The organism is Streptomyces deserti (genome assembly GCF_054782695.1).
Genome location: NZ_BAAGRZ010000005.1, coordinates 17,301 through 32,612, shown reverse-complemented (window position 1 = coordinate 32,612; position 15,312 = coordinate 17,301). Strand labels below are relative to the sequence as shown.

Sequence of the window (15,312 nt, the reverse complement as noted above, 5' to 3'; positions counted from 1 at the left end):
CCCCGTACGGCGATCACGGTGCTAGGGGCGATCAGGCCGTACGGGACCGAGGCGGCACGGATGTGCGGGCCGCTGACGGTTTTACTCGCCCTGCGGCGGCAGCGCGGCGACGAACGGGTGGTCGCGCTCGATCAGCCCCAGCTTGCTGGCGCCACCGGGCGAGCCGAGCTCGTCGAAGAACTCGACGTTCGCCTTGTAGTAGTCCTTCCACTCCTCCGGCACGTCGTCCTCGTAGAAGATGGCCTCGACCGGGCAGACCGGCTCGCAGGCCCCGCAGTCGACGCATTCGTCCGGGTGGATGTACAAGGACCGCTGGCCCTCGTAGATGCAGTCGACCGGGCACTCCTCGATGCACGCCTTGTCCTTGACGTCGACACAAGGCTGCGCGATGACGTAGGTCACGCTGTCGTTCCTCCTCGATAGGGCGCTGGCGGGCCTCCTCAGGCTCCGCCGCCTGGCGCGCGGGAGCGCGGCGTCGTCGATGCCCGCCCCTAGTATCTCCGTTCCTGGGCATGATCCGAACAGGAGGGGTGAACTGACCTGTGGAAATCTCTGCCGCCGGGCGCCTCGAGGTCCGTATCACCGCTGCTGACGTGGGAAAACGGGTCTCCGTACGGAGCTTGATCGAACACGCGGCTCCGGGTGAGAAGTTCACCGACACGGTCGGTGTTCTCACATCATGGGACAAGGGTGTGCTGCTGGTCACACGGAAGGACGGCGAGTCCGTCCGTATTCCGGAATCCGCGCTGGTCGCGGGCAAGGTGGTTCCCTCCGCTCCGGCGCGTCGCCGGGGTCCGGCCGCCTCGTACGAGGAGCTGGCCCGGGTCACGGCGCGGGCGTGGCGGCCCGTGGAGAGCGAGCGGCTGGGTGAGTGGGAGCTGCGGGCCGCCGGTGGCTTCACCCGGCGGGCCAACTCCGTGCTGCCCCTCGGCGACCCGGGTGTGCCGCTCGACGAGGCGCTGACCGCCGTGCGGCGCTGGTACGGCCGGCGCGGCCTGCCCGCCTACCTCCAGACCGCCACCGGGGCCGAGGGCACGCAGGAGCTGCTGTGCGCGGAGCTGGAGAAGCGGGGGTGGGTGCGGGAGGTGACCGCCGAGCTGTGGGTCGGGGCGCTCGCGCCCGTCGCCGACCGGGGTGAGCCGGATCCGGTCGTGTTGTCCCGGACCGCCGACGAGGCGTGGCTGGCGCGCTACCAGCGCAAGGGTGTGAGTGAGGTGGCGCTGCGGGTGCTGGGGAGCGGGCCGTCGGTGTGGTTCGCGACCGTGCCCGGACCGGGTGCTCCGGCCGCGATCGGGCGGTGTGTCGTCGACGGGCGGTGGGCCGGGTTCGCCGCAGTCGAGGTGGATCCGGCGCTGCGGCGGCGAGGGCTGGCCACCGCGGTGATGGCCGCGCTGGCACGGCAGGCCCTGGACGAGGGCGCGTCGGCCGCCTGGCTCCAGGTGGAGACCGACAACGCGGCGGCGCGGGAGCTCTACGCCGGGATGGGTTTCGCGGCGCATCACGCGTACCACCACTACCGTGCGCCGGACGGGCCGGAAGCACCGGGTCCGGCCTGACGTACCGATCGCCGTGAGAGGGCACCAGCCAGCTATGCGTCCCCCCTATCCCCCACCGCCGGAGCGGTCCGCCGAGCTGCGGCGGCGGTTCGCCGAAGAGGCCCGGTCCGAACGGCCCGATCTGTCGACGCTGTGCCTGCTGGTGGCCGCGGAGGCGGACGGGGCGCTGGACGAGGCGGGCCTGGACGCCGCGCAGGTCGAGCTGGACCGGCTGGCCGGGCAGGTGCCGTACCGGCCGGGCGGGCCGCGCGCCTGGGCGGTCGCGCTGCGGGAGCTGCTGGGCGAGCGGTACGGGTTCCACGGCACCCCCGCCGACTACCGGCGCCTGGAGTCCTCGCTGCTGCACGAGGTGCTGCGGCGGCGGCGCGGGCTGCCGATCCTGCTGTCGGTGGTGTGGATGGAGGTGGCCCGGCGGGCCGGGGCGCCGGTGTACGGGGTGGCTCTGCCGGGGCACTTCGTGGTGGGGTTCGGGGCCGCGGAGGAGCAGGTGCTGGCCGATCCGTTCGACGGAGGGCGGGTGCTGACGGGGGCCGACGCGGAGTTGCTGGTCGTGGGGGCCACGGGGGCGCCGCTGGATCCGTCCATGCTGAGGCCGGCCGATCCGCTCGATGTGGTGCTGCGGATCCTGAACAACGTCCGGGCGTGGGCGGCGGCGCGGCCGGAGCGGTCGGACGTGTCGTTGTGGGCGGTGGACCTGTCGCTGCTGCTGCCGTCGCATCCGGCCCGGTTGCGGTACGAGCGGGCGCAGTTGCTGGTGCAGCGGGGAGATTTCCTCGCGGGAGCCGCGGAATTGGAGGCGTACGCCGACGTGGTCGCGGCGGTGGACCTGCCGGCGGCCGAGCGGATGCGGGGGCAGGCTCGGGCGGCTCGGGCGATGCTCAACTAGGCCGGCGTGACGAGGGCGCCCGGGAAGCTCCGGGCGCCCTCGTCCTGCCGTGCCGTTCGGGCTAGTTGGGGTTCGTGTCGATCACGGCGACGCGGTCGGTCTTGCTCTTCAGCGCATCGCGCAGGGCGAGGTAGACGTCCTGGACCGTGACGGGCGTCTTCTTGCCGTTGCCCCGGGTGATCAGCACGCCTTCGAAGGTGCTGCCGTAGAGCTGCTTGAGCGCGGCCTCGTCGGGGCTGTCGACGAGCTTGCCGTCGACGGCCTTCACCCGGAGGAACTTCCACAGCGACTTCTCCGGGCTGAACGTGATCTCGGCCCCGGTGTCCGCCCGCACGATCACCTTCGCCGACATCGCCGGCTCGGCGAACTCCTTCATCATCCGGTCGACCTCGGAGTTCGGGACCGTCGGCTGCTGGGTCGTCGTCGGTACGGCCACCGGTGTGGACGAGCCGGTCTCGACCTGGGTGCGGTACGCCTCCTCGATCGCCTCGGTGGACTTGCCGACGTCGATACCCTTGCCGGCCTTGCCGTAGACGGGGACGGCCTTGCCGGGCTGGAACGTGATCGTGCCCTCGGTGACCGAGCCGGAGCCGCCCGCGAGGTTCCTCAGCGCGGCGTGCAGCTTCTCCTCGTCGACGGGCATGTCCGGGGCGACGACCCGGTGGTTGCCGAAGAGCGAGCCGACCACCGAGACCGGGTTGTAGTCGCTCTTCGCGGCCGCGTCGACCGTGGACTGCATGTCGAACTGGAGCCCCGCCTGCTCGGGCTCCAGCGTGACGGTCCTGCCGCCCACCGACAGCTTCAGCGGCTTGTTCACCCGGCCGTCGAAGGCGTCGTTGAGCTTCTTGACGGCCTCGTCGCGGGTGCTGCCGCCGATCTCGACGCCGAGCACCGCGGTGCCCTTGGGGACGTCGGTGCGGTTCATCAGCAGGCCCGCGCCGTAGGCACCGCCGGCGATGACGATCAGGCCGACGCCGAGCAGCACGAGCTTGTTGCGGCCCTTCTTCTTCGGCTTCGAGGAGCCGCTCGCCGGGGGCGGCGAGACCGGCTCGGGCAGCTTCGGGGGCGTGTGCGCCAGCGGTCCGTCGGCCGGGGCGCCCGGGCCGAACGGCGCGTTCGCGCCGGACGGAACGACCGGGATGCCGCTGGTGACGGTGTGTCCGGAGACGTTGTCGTGGCGGGGGCCGTAGCCGGTGCCGTCCGGTTCGGGGACCGGCTTCTGCGGGGTGAGGATCGCGGTGTCGTCGCTCATCCCGCCGCCGGGGCCGTGGCCGGGAGTGCCGTGAGCGGCAGGGGCGCCGGAGGCATGCATGCCGGGCGCGCCGGGGCCGCCGGGCCGGCCGGGCTCGTCGAAGCCGGCGGGAGCGCCGGGGCCACCCTGCTCGCCGAAGCCGCCGGGTGCCCCCGGGGCGTCGAACTCGTCGAAGCCGGAGCCGCCCGGCCCGCCGGGCCGACCCGGCCGGCTGAAGCCACCGGAGCCGCCGGGACCGCCCTGCTCCGGGTAGCCGCCGGGGCCCGCGGCCCCGCCGCCCATCGGCGGCGCCATCGGACCGTCCCCGGTGACCGGACCGGTCGTCGGGCCCGCCGGGCCGCCCTGCGGTCCGCCCTGGCCGTCGTATCCGCCGGACTCGTGGAACCCGCCGGGACCGCCCGGACCGCCGTAACCGCTCTGGCCGCCCTGCCCGTTCTGCGCGTGCCGCCCGTTCGGCGCGGCCTGTCCGCCACCGTTCTCCGAGAAGTACGGCAGGTCGTCGCGGCGCGGCTCGCCGGCACCGCCCGTACCCGTTCCCGGGCCCGGGCGCGAGCCGTTGCCCAGCGGGCCCGCCGCCAGCGCCTCGGTCACGTCGAAGGAGCCGGTGCCGCCGCCGTGCCCGGGCGCCACGGGACCGCCGGTCGCGCCGGGGAGACCGGCGCCGTTCGTGCCGCCGGGGCGGGAGGTGCCTCCGGCACCGCCGGGCCTGGCTCCGTTCGCGCCGCCGGGCCGGGAGCCGCCCGGCACGCTCATGGAGCCGACCACGCCTCCGGGACGCCCGGCGCCCGGACGCGCGCCACCTGCCGCACCGGAACCGGCACCGGACGCACCCGCACCGGAATTAGAAGCGCCCGCACCGGAACCGGATGCGCCCGAACCCGTGGACATCCCGGACCCGTTGGTGGAGCCGCCGCCCTGACCGCCTTTGCCGGCCGGGGACTTGCGGGGCGCGAACCAGTCGCTGGTCGCCTTGTCCTCGGCCGACTGGCCGGACTGGGAGGGCTGGCCGGGCTGGCCCGACTGCCCCGGCTGGCCGGACTGAGTGGACTGCGTGGGCTCGGCGGGAGGTTCGACGGTGCCCGTGGAGGTGGCGGCACCCGGCGCCGACGCCTCGGCGTCGGTGCCGCCCGCGCCGTCCTCGGCGTCCGCGACGGGCTTGCGCACGACGACCGGCGGAATGGGCCGCGATCCGGGGATGTTGATCCGGATCCGGGTCGTCAGCGTGGTCTCGGTCTTGCGCTCCTCCGGCCGCGTGCCCGAACGGCCCGCGTCCGTACCGTCGCCGGAAGCCGTCGGAGTCCCGTAGGGCGGCGTACCCGACGGGTAGGCGGCTCCGCCGCGCCCGTTGGGCCCGGAGGACGGAGTGTCAGTTTCACGACTCAAGGCAGGTTCTCCCGGTTGGCTCCGCCGCCCGTCACGATCTCACGATGGGGGTGCCCCCTGCACGAGCGAAGTCGAGCGCTTGGGGGAAGCTCGGCGGCGCGCACCACCATACTGGCCACTTCTCGCCCGTATCCCAGGACCGCTGGGGAAACCACACGGGACCCGCACGCGCACGCCGTGGCGAAGTGGTACGTCACTTGCCAAGTCGGACGGGCCCGCCGTCCGGTTGCCGCCCCGGCGCGAGGGTGGCGCACATCACAGCGACGGCGATGCCGCCGAGCAGGAAGAGATAGGAGCCGCTGCCCGCGGAGAACACGAAGTCGCCTTCGGGGCGGCTGGCGGTGAGCAGGATGACGGCGAGCATCCAGCCGCCGGCGGGTGCGACGGCCCCGGCCCGGCTGCGGGCGGCCCGGGCCGCGCCCAGGCAGAGCCCGGCCTCACCGGCGAGGGCGAGCAGCAGCCCGCCCGGGAACCAGCCGGGCTGCACGAGCGCCCCGGCCACTCCGACCACGGCACCGAGCACGAAGAGCCCCAGGTAGGCGGCGACCCGCGCGGCGGAGGGCGGTCGCAGCGGCTGGGCGAGCATCGAGGAGTTCCGGTCGCTCATGACGGCTCCCTGGTGCCGGTGGCCGGCCCGATCCCGAGGCCGAGGCCGGCGAAGAGGTCGGTCTCCCGCATGCCGGAGGCGCGGTCCCCGTGCACCAGCTCGTAGTACTCGGTGGTGAAGAGGGGCTGCGCGAGCTCGTTGGAGAGCACGAAGCCGGGCTCGGCGACCGTGATCTGGGTGGCGTGCGCACGCATCGCGGCGGCCTTGGCGGCGGCGTGCGCCGTGCCGTCGATCACGGCGGTGATCCGCTCGTCGTCGACGACGCCGGGCAGGTCGTCGATCGTGGCCGTCTTGGTGAAGGGCAGGCCGGGCAGGTCCTCCTGGAGGCGGGCGAAGGACCGCTCGGCGACGGATCGCGGCACCCGGTTCCAGTAGATCTTGGCGATCCCGCAGCCGCCCTCCTCGGCGAGCTCGGCGGCTCGCATGGCCACGCGGTGGGCCTGGATGTGGTCGGGGTGGCCGTAGCCGCCGTGGTCGTCGTAGGTGACGAGGACCTGGGGACGGACCTCGCGGATCACCTCGACGAGATACCGGGCCGCCTCGTCGACGTCGGCCTGCCAGAAGCAGGCGGGGTCGTCGTTGTCGGGCAGGCCCATCATCCCGGAGTCCGCGTAACGCCCGGCGCCGCCGAGCAGCCGGACGTCCTGGACGCCCAGCGCGCCCATCGCCGCCGTCAGCTCGCCCAGGCGGTGCCGGCCCAGGGCGGCGCCGGTCAGGTGGGCGAGCTCGGGCGGGATGACCTCGCCGCGCTCGCCGAGGGTGCAGGTGACCAGGGTCACGTGGGCACCCTCGGCCGCGTACCGGGCCATGGTGGCGCCGTTGTTGATCGACTCGTCGTCCGGGTGCGCGTGCACCAGCAGCAGACGCCGGGAGGGCAGTTCCGTCATGGACCCCACCCTACGAGGCGCCTGAGGCGCTGACCTGCGGGCCGGATCAGAACTTGATGCTGCCGATCATCCCCGCGATGTTCGTCGTGAGTTCGTTGATCGTCGGCGCGACGGTCGAGGAGGCGAGATAGAAGCCGAGCAGCATGCAGACGATGGCGTGCCCGGCTTTCAGTCCTGACTTCTTGATGAGCAGGAACACGATGATCGCCAGCAGCACCACCGCCGAAATCGAGAGTGCCACGGCGGCTCACCTCCAAAGATCCCAGGAGCTCGGGGGTTCGGACTATGGGGGCAGATAAATCCGTAAAGCAGCCAGCAGGCTCATACCCACTATGCGCTAGTGATCATAACTATCCGTACGTGCGCATCGATCGGCGCACGGCCGCACAAGGGGGCGCACTGGCCAATATGGTCGGGGCATGCAGACCGAGCCTGACTCCTTCCCCCGACGGCACGCCCGCACCCAGCGTTTCTCGCTCGGCGCGCCGCGTTCGTTCACCGTGGCGCCCGACGGTTCGCGTGTCGTGTTCCTGCGCTCCAGTTCCGGTACGGACCGGGCGAGTTCGCTGTGGGTCCTCGACATGGCGGACGGCGAAGAGCGCGTGGCCGCCGACCCGCGCGCCCTGCTGGGCGGCGCCTCCGAGCACCTCTCGCCCCAGGAGCGGGCCCGGCGCGAGCGCAGCCGTGAGGGCGGTGCCGGCATCGTCGGCTACGCCACCGACACGGCCGTCGAGTTGGCGTCTTTCGCCTTGTCAGGGCGGCTTTTCACGGCCGAGCTGCGGGTCGGGACGGCCCGTGAACTCCCGGTCCCGGGGCCGGTGATCGACCCGCGTCCGTCGCCCGACGGCCGGTACGTCGCCTACGTCGCGCAGGGTGCCCTGCGGGTCGTGGGCGCCGAGGGCGAGGGCGACCGGGCGCTCGCCGAGCCCGAATCCGGGAATGTCTCATACGGACTGGCCGAGTTCATCGCGGCCGAGGAGATGGGGCGCTCGCGGGGCTTCTGGTGGGCTCCGGAGTCGGACCGGCTCCTCGTGGCGCGCGCGGACGACACGCCGGTGCGCCGGTGGTGGATCTCCGATCCGGCGCATCCGGAGCGCGAGCCGCAGAAGGTGGCGTATCCGGCGGCGGGCACGGACAACGCGGACGTACGGCTGTTCGTCATCGGTCTGGACGGGGCGCGTACGGAGGTCGCCTGGGACCGTGCGCGGTACCCCTATCTGGCGCATGTGCACTGGTCAGCGGCGGGTGCGCCGCTGCTTCTCGTGCAGGCGCGCGACCAGCGCAGCCAGCTGTTCCTGGCCGTGGACCCGGAGTCGGGGGCGACCCGGATGGTGCACGCCGACGAAGATCCAACATGGCTTGATCTTTTCCCTGGAGTGCCGCGCTGGAGCCCGTCCGGCCGGCTCGTGCGGGTGGCGGACGAGGGCGGCGCGCGGGTGCTGACGGTCGGCGAACGCCCGCTGACCGGACCGCAGCTGCACATCCGGGCGGTGCTGGACGTCTCGGGCGACGACGTGCTGGTCTCGGCGTCGGCGGGTGCGGAGGCGGCCGATCCGGAAACGGGCCAGGTGCATGTGTACCGGGTGAACGAGCTCGGCATGGAGCGCGTCTCTCAGGAACCCGGCGTGCACTCCGCGGTGCGCGCCGGGGGCGTGACCGTGCTGGTCTCCGCCACGCTCGACCGGCCCGGCGCGAGGGTGCGGGTGCTGCGCGACGGGCAGCCGGTGGCGACCATCCCCTCGTACGCCGAAGATCCCGGTATCTCCCCGCGCGTGACCCTCACCGAGGGGGGCGCACGCCGTATTCCGTGCGCCGTGCTTATGCCTCAGGACTACGCCGGTGACACCCCGCTCCCCGTTTTGATGGATCCCTACGGCGGTCCGCACGGCCCGCGTGTCCTGGCCGCGCACAATCCGCATCTGACCTCGCAGTGGTTCGCCGACCAGGGCTTCGCGGTGGTCGTCGCCGACGGACGCGGCACCCCGGGCCGCTCCCCCGCCTGGGAGAAGGCCGTCCACCGCGACTTCACCGTCTCCCTGGACGACCAGATCGAGGCGCTGCAGGACCTCGCCGAGACCCACCCGCTCGACCTGTCCCGGGTGGCGATCCGCGGCTGGTCCTACGGCGGCTACCTGGCCGCGCTCGCGGTGCTGCGCCGCCCGGACGTCTTCCACGCTGGCATCGCGGGCGCCCCGGTCACCGACTGGCGACTGTACGACACCCACTACACGGAGCGGTACCTGGGCGACCCGGCCGAGCACCCGGCGGCGTACGCGAAGAGCTCCCTGGTCACGGACGAGGGCCTGTCCGCCCCCGCCGAGCCGCACCGCCCGCTGATGATCGTGCACGGCCTGGCCGACGACAACGTGGTGGCCGCCCACACCCTGCGCCTGTCCTCGGCCCTGCTGGCCGCCGGCCGCCCGCACGAGGTGCTGCCGTTGTCGGGCGTCACGCACATGACCCCGCAGGAACAGGTCGCGGAGAACCTGCTGCTGCTCCAGGTGGACTTCCTGAAGCGTTCGCTGGGGCCCGCGTAGACATGGCAACGGGCCGGGATGACATGGCGCATCCCGGCCCGTTTACGGCACCCGCACGGCCGTACGCTGTTCAGCCTGACGCGTCCGTATATCGGGATCGGGTCGGCGAAGTTGCCTATGTGTTAACGCAGTTGGTGCTGCTTTGTGCGGTTATGCGAAGTGGCAGGCCGAAGGGTGCGCCGCGGGTCCGGACGTGTGCCGGAACCCGGCCGGTACCTCCAGCGCCGGCACCTCCAGCGCGCAGCGCTCCCGGGCCTTCCAGCAGCGGGTGCGGAAGCGGCAGCCGGAGGGGACGGTGGCCGGGGACGGGACGTCGCCGGAGAGGATGATCCGGTCACGGTGCTCCCGGGCTTCCGGGTCGGGCACGGGTACGGCGGAGAGCAGCGCCTGGGTGTAGGGGTGCGTGGGATGGTCGTAGATCTGCTCGTCCGTGCCGGTCTCCACGATCCGCCCGAGGTACATCACCCCGACCCGGTCCGAGATGTGCCGCACGATCGACAGGTCGTGGGCGATGAAGACGTAGGACAGGTCGAACTCGTGCTGCAGCCGCCCCATCAGGTTGATCACCTGCGCCTGCACCGACACGTCCAGCGCGGAGACCGGCTCGTCGGCGACGATGATCTCCGGGCGTAGTGCCAGTCCCCGGGCGATGCCGATGCGTTGGCGCTGGCCGCCGGAGAACTGGTGCGGGTAGCGGTTGACGTGCTCCGGGTTGAGGCCGACGACGTCCAGCAGTTCCTGGACCCTGCGGCGCCGGTCGCCCTTCGGGGCCGCCTCGGGGTGGATGTCGAAGGGCTCGCCGATGATGTCGCCCACCGTCATACGCGGGTTGAGCGAGGTGTACGGGTCCTGGAACACCATCTGGATGTTGCGGCGCACCGACTTCAGCGCACGCCCGGACAGTCTCGTGATGTCCTCGCCCTTGTACAGGATCGAACCGGCCGTCGGTCTCTCCAGGTTGACCAGCATCCTGGCGACCGTGGACTTGCCGCAGCCGGACTCCCCGACGATCCCGAGGGTTTCGCCGGGGGCCAGTTCGAAGTCCACTCCGTCGACGGCCTTCACCGCGCCGACCTGCCTCCTGACCAGGATCCCCGTGGTGAGCGGGTAGTGCTTGACGAGTCCCCTGACCTCCAGAATCGGCTCAGCCATGCAGGCACTCCCTCCAGAAGTGGCAGGCGCTGCCCCGGTCGTCGCAGACCTCGTAGAGCGGTGGTACGTCGGTCCGGCAGATGTCCCGGGCCTTCGGGCAGCGGGGGTGGAAGGCGCAGCCCGGCGGGATGTTCGTGAGGTTGGGCGGCAGGCCCTTGATGGCGTCGAGCTCCCGGCCCTTGAGGTCCAGGCGGGGGATGGAGTCCAGCAGGCCGCGGGTGTAGGGGTGGGCGGTGGCCTTGTAGAGGTCGTGCACGGGCGCCGACTCGACGATCCGGCCCGCGTACATGACGGCGATCCGGTCGGCGACGTCGGCGACCACGCCCAGGTCGTGGGTGATGAGGACCAGCCCCATGCGGTACTCGCGCTGGAGCTCCGCGAGCAGGTCCATGACCTGTGCCTGGACCGTCACGTCGAGGGCGGTGGTCGGCTCGTCCGCGATGATCAGGGCCGGTTCCAGCGCCAGCGCCATGGCGATCATGATGCGCTGGCGCATACCGCCGGAGAACTGGTGCGGGTACTGCCTCACCCGCTCCTTCGCCGCCGGGATCCGCACCCGGTCCATCAGCTCGACGGCCCTGGCCCTCGCGTCCTTGCGGGACATGCCCCGGTGCACGACGAACATCTCGCCGAGCTGGTCGCCCACGGAGAGCACGGGGTTCAGGGACGACAGCGCGTCCTGGAAGATCATCGCCATCTCGGCGCCGCGGATCCCGCGCCGTTCCTCTTCCTTCAGCTTCAGCAGGTCGCGGCCCCGGAAGAGGACCTCGCCGCCGGTGATCCGGCCGGGCGGCATGTCGAGGATGCCCATGACGGCCTGCGCGGTGACCGACTTGCCGGAGCCGGACTCGCCGAGCACGGCCAGCGTCTCGCCCGCGTCCACGCCGTAGGAGACGCCGTTGACGGCCTTGGCGACCCCGTCCCGGGTGCGGAACTCCACGTGCAGATCAGTCACTTCGAGCAGCATGACGGCGGCTCACCTCAGCTTCGGGTCGAGGGCGTCGCGCACCGCGTCGCCGAGCATGATGAACGCCAGGACGGTGACCGCGAGGGCCCCGGAGGGCCACAGCAGCGCGTGCGGGGCGTTGCGGATGTAGGGCGAGGCGGCGGAGATGTCGATCCCCCAGGAGACGCTGGGCGGTTTCAGGCCGACCCCGAGGTACGACAGGGTCGCCTCCAGCGCGATGTACGTGCCGAGCGCGATGGTCGCCACGACGATGACCGGCGCGACGGCGTTGGGCGCGATGTGCCGCAGCAGCAGCCGGGAGTTCGAGGCGCCGAGCGCCCGGGCGGCCTGGACGTAGTCGTTCTGCTGGACGGTGATGACGGAGCCGCGGGCGATACGGGAGATCTGCGGCCACCCCAGCAGCACCATGAACCCGATGACCGGCCAGACGGTGTTGCTCGTGACGACGGACAGCAGCACCAGGCCGCCGAGCACCACCGGGATCGCGAAGAAGACGTCGGTGATCCGGGACAGGATCGCGTCCCACACCCCGCCGAAGAACCCGGCGAGCCCGCCCAGGACGCCGCCGAGGACGGCCACCCCGAGCGTGGCGCAGACACCGACCGTGACGGACGTACGGGCGCCGTGGACGGTGCGGGTGTAGACGTCGCAGCCCTGGCCGTCGAAGCCGAAGGGGTGGCCCGGCTGGGAGCCCTGCTGGGCCTTGGAGAGGTCGCACTTCAGCGGACTGCCGGAGGTGATCAGCGAGGGCCAGAGGGAGATGAGGACCAGGAAGAGGACCACCAGGCCCGACAGGAGGAAGACCGGGTTGCGGCGCAGGTCGTGCCAGGCGTCGGACCACAGGCTTCTCGGCCTGTCCTGCGGGCCGGGCGCCTTCTGCGGGGGCGCCGCCTCGCTCGCCGTGACGTCCGTCCCGGGTACGTACACCTGCTCAGACATAGCGGATCCTCGGGTCGAGTACGGCGTACAGGAGGTCGACGAGGAGGTTGGCGACGAGGAAGACGAGGACGAGGACGGTCACGAAGCCGACGACGGTCTGGGTGTTCTGGCGGAGGATGCCCTGGTAGAGCTGGTAGCCGACGCCGTGGATGTTGAAGATCCGCTCGGTGACGATCGCCCCGCCCATCAGGGCGCCGACGTCGGTGCCGATGAAGGTGACGACGGGGATGAGGGAGTTGCGCAGCAGGTGCCGGGTGATCACGCGGTGCCGGGGCAGGCCCTTGGCGACGGCCGTACGGACGTAGTCCGCACGGCGGTTCTCGGCGATGGAGGTGCGGGTCAGGCGCGTGACGTAGGCCAGGGAGACGGAGGCGAGGACCAGGCCCGGCAGGATCAGCTCGCCGAACGGGGCCTGCGCGGACACCGACGGGCGGATCCAGCCCCACTGCACGCCCAGCAGCAGCTGGAGCAGCAGGCCGGTGACGAAGGTGGGGACGGAGATGACGACGAGGGTGACCACCAGCGCCGACGTGTCGACCGGCCGGCCGCGCCGCAGGCCGGTGACGACGCCCAGCGTGATGCCGATGACGATCTCGAAGAGGATCGCGACGAGGGTCAGCCGGATGGTGACGGGGAAGGCGGAGCCCATCAGCTCGGTGACCTTCTGGCCGTTGAACGCCGTCCCGAAGTCGCCGGTGAAGACGTTCCCCATGTAGGTCAGGTATTGCCGCCACACGGGCTGGTCGAGGCCGAACTCCTTCCTGAGCCGGGCGGCCGTCGCCGGGTCGCACTCCCGCTCCCCGCACAGGCCCGCGACGGGATCGCCCATCACGTTGACCATGAGGAAGATCAGCAGCGTGGACCCGACGAAGACCGGGATCATCTGGAGCAGCCGTCGGACGACGTACCGTCCCATGGCGCCGCCTCAGCCGACCTTGATCTGGTCGTAGACGGGGACGCTGAAGGGGTTGAGCCTCACGTCGGTCAGGCGCTCGGACCAGCCGGCGCTGCCGTTCTGGTACCACAGCGGGATGGCCGCCATGTGGTCGCGGACGACCTCCTCGGCCTGCTGGAACAGCTCGACGGCCTTGGCCGGGTCCGCCTCCTGGTTGGCGCGGTCGACGAGGTCGTCGAACTCCTTGCTGGACCATTTGCCGTCGTTGGAGGAGGCGTTGGTGTAGTACAGCGGCTGCAGGAAGTTCTGGATCAGCGGGTAGTCCATCTGCCAGCCGGCGCGGAACGGGCCGGACATCTTGCGGTCGGTGATCTGGTTGCGGAAGTCGGCGAAGGTGCCGACCGGGTTGCCGACGCAGGCCCGGTCGTCGCCGAGCGCGTTGTTGACGCTGTTGCAGACGGCGTCGACCCACTGCTTGTGGGAGCCGGTGTCCGCGTTGTACGTGATGCTGATCCGCCCGCCGGGCAGGCCGCCGCCCTCCTGGATGAGCTTCCTGGCCTCCTCGGGCCGGTAGTCGCAGGCCTCCCCGCACAGGCCCTCCTTGTAGCCGCCCTCCGCGCCGAGGACCGGGGAGGTCCAGTCGGTGACCGGGGTGCGGGTCCTGGCGAAGATCGTGTCCGTGATCCGGGCGCGGTCGATCGCCATGGACAGGCCCTTGCGGACCTTCTCCATGCCGGGCTTGTTCCAGTTCTTGTCGTAGTAGGGGAAGGCGAGGGTCTGGATGATGCCGGCGGGGGTGTTGAGGTAGCGGTCGCCGAGGTCGCTCCGGACGTTCTTGAGCTGGGCGGCGGGCACGTCGTCGACCAGGTCGAGGTTGCCGGCCATGAGGTCGGTGTAGGCGGTGTTGTTGTCGGTGTAGACCTTCAGGTCGACACCGCCGTTGCGCGCCTTGTCCGGGCCGGGGTAGCCGTCCCACTTCCTCAGGGACATCTGGGAGCCCCTGGTGTACGAGTCGACCATGTACGGTCCGTTGCCGACCGGCTTGGCGACCCAGGCGTCGTGGTCGTCGAAGAAGGCCCGGGGCAGCGGGGCGAAGGCGTTGTAGCCGAGGGTGTCGGGGAAGCCGGAGAACTTCTGGCTGAGCTTGACGGTGAAGGTCCGCTCGCCGGTGACCTTCAGCCCGGAGAGCGTGTCGGCGCTCTGCCGGCCGCCGTCCTCGGGGTGGACCTTGTCGTAGCCGTCGATGTAGCTGAAGAAGTAGGCGTTGCGCTGGTTGTTCTTCAGGCTCGCGCCGTAGTTCCAGGCGTCGACGAAGGACCGGGCGGTGACCTTCTCGCCGTTGCTGAACGTCCAGCCGTCCTTGACGGTGATGGTGTAGTTCTGCGCGTCGTCCGTCTCGATCCTCTCGGCAAGCAGGTCCTCGGCGGCGCCGGTCTCGGGGTCGTAGCGCTTGAGCCCCCGGAAGATCATGTCGAGGACCTTGCCGCCCTGCACCTCGTTGGTGTTGGCCGGCTCCAGCGGGTTCTGCGGGTCGCCCCAGGAGGCGCTGAGCACGCCGGTGCCGTCGCTGCTGCCGGTGGCGTCACCTCCGCAGGCCGTCGCCGCGAGCGCCGCCGCCACCGTGCAGACGACCCACCTGGTGTGCGTGGCTCCGCGCATGGAGTGCCTCCTCGTACGTGCGCTGGGGGGTCAGCGCCTCGACGTTGATCCTTTATGGGTCAATATCGGGGCAAAGGGTGCGCATCGCATAGGTATGAGGGGCTGTACGGGCGGGACTCCAGCCGGATGTACGTATGTCAGCCCGGTGGGCTCTCGCCGGATGCGACGAGCTCGACCTCGAACCCGTCCGCGTCGGCGAGGTAGGCGGCGTGGTGTCGGGGGCCTCCGGCGTGGGGGTAGCGGTCGGCGAAGAGGGGGGTCCAGCCGTGCGCGGGCGCCTCCCCGGCCAGCGCGTCGACCTGCGCGGGAGTTCCCGCGTGGAACGCGAGGTGGTTGAGTCCGGGCCTCATGCGGTCGTGAGCGGTGGCGCTCATCGCCGGGGACTGCTCGACGACGAGGTACGTGGGGCCCAGACGCCAGCTGCGGCCGTGCTCCCACTCCTGGTACGGGACGTACCCGAGACGGCCGAGGAGCCAGCCCCATGCGCGGGCGGCGCGCGGGAGGTCGGGGACCCACAGTTCGATGTGATGCAGCACTGTCCTCACTCATCCGCTGAGAACGCCGGTTCCCGGCACCCCCGTGACGAGTGTGC

General features: G+C 71.6%; 14 protein-coding genes. 3 read left to right on the top strand and 11 right to left on the bottom strand.

What is annotated here, in order from left to right:
• Window positions 1-81: 81 nt before the first annotated feature.
• On the bottom strand, window positions 82-402 hold the full coding sequence (gene fdxA / locus ACYVMZ_RS12180; RefSeq protein ID WP_014674796.1) for a ferredoxin: 321 nt from the start codon (window positions 400-402) through the stop codon (window positions 82-84).
• Window positions 403-542: 140 nt separating this feature from the next.
• Between fdxA and ACYVMZ_RS12175 the strand changes: the two genes are divergently transcribed.
• Both ACYVMZ_RS12175 and ACYVMZ_RS12170 read left to right on the top strand, forming a co-directional pair.
• The gene (locus tag ACYVMZ_RS12175; protein WP_461078602.1) at window positions 543-1,556 is read left to right on the top strand and encodes a GNAT family N-acetyltransferase; all 1,014 of its coding nucleotides are present in this window, start codon (window positions 543-545) and stop codon (window positions 1,554-1,556) included.
• Between the two features lie 34 nt (window positions 1,557-1,590).
• On the top strand, window positions 1,591-2,442 hold the full coding sequence (locus ACYVMZ_RS12170) for a transglutaminase family protein (RefSeq protein WP_461078600.1): 852 nt from the start codon (window positions 1,591-1,593) through the stop codon (window positions 2,440-2,442).
• A gap of 61 nt (window positions 2,443-2,503) precedes the next feature.
• On the opposite strand, the gene ACYVMZ_RS12165 is transcribed toward ACYVMZ_RS12170, so the two are convergent.
• From ACYVMZ_RS12165 to ACYVMZ_RS12150, 4 genes are all read right to left on the bottom strand, one after another.
• Window positions 2,504-5,077: a hypothetical protein gene (locus ACYVMZ_RS12165; protein WP_461078598.1), complete on the bottom strand. Its 2,574-nt coding sequence runs from the start codon at window positions 5,075-5,077 to the stop codon at window positions 2,504-2,506.
• A 193-nt stretch (window positions 5,078-5,270) separates the two neighbouring features.
• Window positions 5,271-5,684: a DUF6113 family protein gene (locus tag ACYVMZ_RS12160; protein ID WP_461078596.1), complete on the bottom strand. Its 414-nt coding sequence runs from the start codon at window positions 5,682-5,684 to the stop codon at window positions 5,271-5,273.
• Window positions 5,681-6,571, bottom strand: coding sequence for an N-acetyl-1-D-myo-inositol-2-amino-2-deoxy-alpha-D-glucopyranoside deacetylase (gene mshB / locus ACYVMZ_RS12155; protein ID WP_461078594.1), 891 nt, complete (start codon window positions 6,569-6,571; stop codon window positions 5,681-5,683). The genes ACYVMZ_RS12160 and mshB overlap by 4 nt, the downstream gene beginning before the upstream one ends.
• A gap of 46 nt (window positions 6,572-6,617) precedes the next feature.
• Window positions 6,618-6,812, bottom strand: coding sequence for a hypothetical protein (locus tag ACYVMZ_RS12150; protein WP_030842840.1), 195 nt, complete (start codon window positions 6,810-6,812; stop codon window positions 6,618-6,620).
• A 178-nt stretch (window positions 6,813-6,990) separates the two neighbouring features.
• On the opposite strand from ACYVMZ_RS12150, the gene ACYVMZ_RS12145 reads away from it, so the two are divergent.
• Window positions 6,991-9,108 carry a S9 family peptidase gene (locus ACYVMZ_RS12145; protein WP_461078591.1) on the top strand — a complete coding sequence of 706 codons (2,118 nt, stop codon included), beginning with the start codon at window positions 6,991-6,993 and terminating at the stop codon, window positions 9,106-9,108.
• A 150-nt stretch (window positions 9,109-9,258) separates the two neighbouring features.
• On the opposite strand, the gene ACYVMZ_RS12140 is transcribed toward ACYVMZ_RS12145, so the two are convergent.
• The 6 genes from ACYVMZ_RS12140 to ACYVMZ_RS12115 form a co-directional block, all read right to left on the bottom strand.
• The gene (locus ACYVMZ_RS12140; protein ID WP_461078589.1) at window positions 9,259-10,260 is read right to left on the bottom strand and encodes an ABC transporter ATP-binding protein; all 1,002 of its coding nucleotides are present in this window, start codon (window positions 10,258-10,260) and stop codon (window positions 9,259-9,261) included.
• Entirely contained in the window at window positions 10,253-11,227 is a 975-nt protein-coding gene (locus ACYVMZ_RS12135; protein ID WP_461078587.1) for an ABC transporter ATP-binding protein, read from the bottom strand. Before ACYVMZ_RS12135 ends, ACYVMZ_RS12140 begins: the two co-directional genes overlap by 8 nt.
• A gap of 9 nt (window positions 11,228-11,236) precedes the next feature.
• A complete protein-coding gene (locus tag ACYVMZ_RS12130) occupies window positions 11,237-12,166 on the bottom strand; it encodes an ABC transporter permease (RefSeq protein ID WP_461078585.1) in 930 nt (309 codons plus the stop codon).
• Window positions 12,159-13,082, bottom strand: coding sequence for an ABC transporter permease (locus ACYVMZ_RS12125; protein ID WP_461078583.1), 924 nt, complete (start codon window positions 13,080-13,082; stop codon window positions 12,159-12,161). Before ACYVMZ_RS12125 ends, ACYVMZ_RS12130 begins: the two co-directional genes overlap by 8 nt.
• A gap of 9 nt (window positions 13,083-13,091) precedes the next feature.
• A complete protein-coding gene (locus ACYVMZ_RS12120; RefSeq protein ID WP_461078581.1) occupies window positions 13,092-14,720 on the bottom strand; it encodes a peptide ABC transporter substrate-binding protein in 1,629 nt (542 codons plus the stop codon).
• Between the two features lie 137 nt (window positions 14,721-14,857).
• Window positions 14,858-15,256, bottom strand: a complete 399-nt coding sequence (locus tag ACYVMZ_RS12115) for a VOC family protein (RefSeq protein ID WP_461078579.1) — start codon at window positions 15,254-15,256, stop codon at window positions 14,858-14,860.
• Between the last annotated feature and the right edge of the window lie 56 nt (window positions 15,257-15,312).